Genomic DNA, 3,438 nt, shown 5'->3' with positions numbered 1-3,438 from the left:
TAACCGCCAGGTTGCGCAGGATGTCCCGGTATCCAGTGACAGACTTTTCCTGCGCAACTCAGCTTAATTGGAACCTAGAGCTGAATCGTTTTTTGTGAAGACTTTCATGCGTGATGCCGGATTCTAGTGATGTTAAGGCGCGAAGGATTTGAGCGTCCTGAGGGCGGAATTCACAGTCTGGTCGACAGAATTGCACGCAACTTCTGATCTTCAGGAATGGACATATGAACCGACAAGTGAATGCCAAAGATGAAGTGAAAACGCACATTTATCTGGAACTCGGGAAGCTGGTGTCTAGCGTCGGAGATGACATGTTTCTGAGCAACATGTACCAGTTAATCAATACATCGCTGGCTGTAAGCCGTGTGGAACTGAGCGAGTGGACCGTTGATGACAGTCAGGCGACGGTGACCGATGTACAGCTGCTGGGCTACGCGGGCGCTGAGTTGAATCCGCAGATGCAAACGGTGTGTCCGACCCGTGCCAGACACCGCAGCGACCATCCACTGGTCAAGCGCGTGCTGGAGGTAGAGGACGACCTGCTGATTCACCTGAACGCCCGGATGAAAAACCAGCAAGGCAATGACTGTCTCGGAACCTCCCACCAGTGCAGCATGATTTCGCGCAAGGCCAATCGCTGTTGTGTGATCTCACTGCACCGTCCGCAAGCTGACAAAGATTACTCGTTGCAAGAGCTGTCTTTTTTGAAATACCTCTCGGAGGCCCTGTTGCCTTTGTCGGAACGGCATGCCCGCGTACATCGCCAATCCGGTATGAAAAACGCTGGTGGCATGCTGTCTCACGGCTCGGTTCCCATTGAGTACAAGTACCTGCAACGCGAGTTCAACGAACGCTTGCTTGCCTGCGACGTCTCGCTATCGGCACGCGAGAAGGAGGCCTGTCTGGAATTCCTCGCGGGCGGCACAGTCCCTGAGATCGCCGAAAAACTCTGCGTCAAGAGCAGTTCCATCGAAACCTACCTGAAACGTTCCGCCGCCAAGCTGGGCATCAGCGGTCGACATGGACTGGCCAAATGGATGATAGGCGCAGAATGAACAGATCAATTGGCCCCTGGCTGTTTACGGCACTGTCCTTGAGCGGCTGCTCGTTGATTCCGGACTATCAGCGCCCGGCGGCACCGGTTGCCGCGCACTACCCACAATCCTCAGCCTATGCGCCAGCACTCTCTGGTCCGCTGGCGGCGGACATGGGCTGGCGTGACCTGTTCCGCGACCCGACGCTGCAACAGCTTATCGAAAGCGCCCTGCTCAACAATCGTGACTTGCGCGTTGCAGCGCTCAACGTCGAGGCCTATCAAGCGCAATACCGCATTCAGCGCGCCGATCTGTTTCCCGCGATCAGCGCCACAGGCAGCGGTACCCGGCAACGCCAGCCCGCCAGTATCACGCAGACCGGCGGCCCGGTGACCAGCGGTACTTATTCGGCAACGCTGGGTATCAGCTCTTACGAGCTGGATTTGTTCGGACGCATACGCAGTCTCAGCGATCAGGCCTCGCTCACCTATTTGTCCAGCGAAGAGGCCCGGCGCAGCACCCTACTAAGCCTGGTGGCGAGTGTCGCCACTGCCTACCTGACCTGGCGTGCCGACCAGGAGCTATTGGCCTTGACTCAGGACACGCTGATGTCCTACGAAAAGAGCCTGAAGCTGACCACTCGCAGCCAGCAAGTCGGCGCTTCTTCGTCACTGGACCTGGCCCAGTCGCGCACATCGGTGGAGAGCGCACGGGCAAGTCTGGCGACGTTCCAGCGCCAGGCCGCTCAGGACCTCAATAACCTGACTTTACTGGTGGGCACGGAGGTTGCGGACAGCGCGCCCAGCCGTCCGTTGTCCTCCGAATGGCTCGCTGAAGTGCCGGCGGGGCTGCCTTCTGATCTGCTGCAACGACGCCCGGACATTCTTGAAGCCGAATACCAGTTGCAGTCGGCCAACGCCAGCATCGGTGCTGCGCGAGCGGCATTCTTCCCGAGCATTACCCTGACGGCCAACGCCGGTACATCCAGCACCGAACTGTCCGGCTTGTTCAAAGGCGGTTCGGGAGGCTGGGTGTTTTCACCGCAGATCGATATCCCGATTTTCAACGCCGGCAGTCTGCGAGCGAGCCTGGATTATTCGAAAATCCAGAAGGATATAAGCGTTTCTAAGTACGAAAAATCGATACAGACCGCCTTTCAGGAGGTCGCCGATGGTCTGGCAGCGCGTCAGACCTACAAGCATCAGCTGAAGGCGCAGAGCGATCTTGTACAGGCCAACCAGGAGTATTACCGCCTTGCCGAACGACGTTACCGCATTGGCGTCGACAGCAGCCTGACACTCCTCGACGCCCAACGCTCTTTATTCAGCGCTCAACAAACCCTGATCACCGACCGACTGTCGCAACTGACCGCCGAAGTCAATCTCTACAAGGCGCTGGGCGGCGGTTGGACAGAGCGTACATCAACACCTTTGTGAGGAACTGAAGATGGGCATATTCGAACCTGGAGCACATGTACGCCTTCGCTCGGGCGGCAGAATCATGGTGGTCAAGCATGAACCCGCGGTTACCCCGCTCCCGGACACTCTGCTCGTGCTGTGTGAGTACCGGTCAAAGAATCGCCTGGTGCAGGGCTTTTATTCGGAGCGGGATCTGATTCCTGCGCGCCGCGAGCCAATGCCCAATCATGGTTGAGAGCAACCCGGCCTGGCGGGTTGCGTCGCATCAGCAAGCACTTGCGCGCCGGTATTCAGTTCAGGCATTTCAGCCATGGCTGATACCGGCCCTCAATGGATCTGATCAAGGGCCCTGCAGGTAATTCAGTTTGCCATGCGGTACTTGATCGGACAGGTAAAACCTCAAGAGCCCGGGCCGGGGTACTCCAAAGCCCGGGACTGGCGTTGCTCATTACAACAAAACGCCAACGCCTTATTCGGGCGTTCCGGATATACCTCCACCAACCTCCCCGGATTCCTCTTCAATACCCGAATCGCTGGATAGTTTTGGCGTGTGCGTCAGGTGCGGCTTTATGTCGTTGGCGGCCCATATGCGCTGGACGCTGGCTGGCGATATGCCGACCAGTTTCGCCATGCTTCTACAGCTCCATCGGGCGTGGCCGATACGCGGCTGGGTGACTTCATCAAGGGTTTGTTTCAAGGCTTCGGCTGGCAGGGATGCCTTGCGGCCTCGTCCAGGAAGATCCACCAGGCCTGACAGGCGTAGCTCTCGAAAACGCTTGCACCAGCGGGTGACTGAAACAACCGATAGCCCGGTCAACCTGGCAATCTCGGTACGAGAACAGCCTTGTGCAGCGAGCAAAATCACCTGCGCCCGGCGGCCTTCGCGAGGGCTGATCGTCGCTGACTTCAATCGTTGACTCAACTCGACTTGTTCCTCGTCACTGAGCACTATGTCTCGATAGCTCACGTGACGACTCCAACAGTGA

2 protein-coding genes and 1 pseudogene are annotated in these 3,438 nt (G+C 57.6%); 2 read left to right on the top strand and 1 reads right to left on the bottom strand.

Going from position 1 to position 3,438, the window contains the following annotated elements; genetic code table 11:
* The first annotated feature begins 224 nt into the window (after positions 1-224).
* Positions 225-1,055 (top strand): helix-turn-helix transcriptional regulator, encoded by an 831-nt coding sequence (locus tag KUIN1_RS13565; protein WP_011267816.1) that lies wholly within the window; start codon positions 225-227, stop codon positions 1,053-1,055.
* Positions 1,052-2,470 carry an AdeC/AdeK/OprM family multidrug efflux complex outer membrane factor gene (gene adeC / locus KUIN1_RS13560; RefSeq protein ID WP_024651031.1) on the top strand — a complete coding sequence of 473 codons (1,419 nt, stop codon included), beginning with the start codon at positions 1,052-1,054 and terminating at the stop codon, positions 2,468-2,470. Before KUIN1_RS13565 ends, adeC begins: the two co-directional genes overlap by 4 nt.
* Before the next feature lie 278 nt (positions 2,471-2,748).
* On the opposite strand, the pseudogene KUIN1_RS13550 reads toward adeC, so the two are convergent.
* Positions 2,749-3,419, bottom strand: a pseudogene (locus tag KUIN1_RS13550) (helix-turn-helix domain-containing protein); the annotation flags it as partial.
* Positions 3,420-3,438 lie beyond the last annotated feature (19 nt).

It is taken from the genome of Pseudomonas sp. KUIN-1, from assembly GCF_009176725.1.
GTDB lineage: Bacteria > Pseudomonadota > Gammaproteobacteria > Pseudomonadales > Pseudomonadaceae > Aquipseudomonas > Aquipseudomonas fragariae.
The sequence above is the reverse complement of the archived record's forward strand: the minus strand, read 5'-3'. Positions and strand labels throughout refer to the sequence as shown.